We start from the raw sequence: 496 nt of genomic DNA, 5'->3' as shown, positions 1-496 counted from the left end.
AGTCATCGCCAACAGAACATCATCACCAGTCCCGTCCAGGATGCGTACGTAATCCGGCAACGGTACTAACACCGTCGGACGAGGCGCTGCGGTTGCGACCTTGCCCTCGCCGAAGAAGATCCCAATTAAGTTCTCGGCAATCTGCGCCGCAGCCGGACGATCCTGATCAATCCCGAGACGCCCAGCGTGTTCCATGTCGGAGATCTCGCGCTCGTCATAGGTTAGGTGCAGGGTGCGTTTGCCGTTTCGCGACGGGCCGAACTTCGCCGCATCCACCGCCGGTGTCTTATCCGCCGGCACCAACGTACGGGCTGCAGCCTCAATCGCCCGGTAGCCACCTTCGACCTCAAGTAAGGCAAGGCGCAGCGCCCACCGCTGGGAGGCGTCCTTGACCGGTGCGATGCGTCGCTCGATCAGCGCCAGCTCGTCGAGGGAGAAACCTCGCGCTAAAGAACTGGCTGTCTTTTGTTTGCGCGTGAACTTGGTGCGCCCGAAG

1 pseudogene is annotated in these 496 nt (G+C 61.5%); it reads right to left on the bottom strand.

The annotated features are described in order from the left end of the window. A pseudogene (locus HMPREF3171_RS02360) lies at nucleotides 1-496 on the bottom strand (HNH endonuclease signature motif containing protein); the annotation flags it as partial.

Source organism: Corynebacterium sp. HMSC08F01, assembly GCF_001807545.1.
GTDB lineage: Bacteria > Actinomycetota > Actinomycetes > Mycobacteriales > Mycobacteriaceae > Corynebacterium > Corynebacterium coyleae.
The sequence above is the reverse complement of the archived record's forward strand: the minus strand, read 5'-3'. Positions and strand labels throughout refer to the sequence as shown.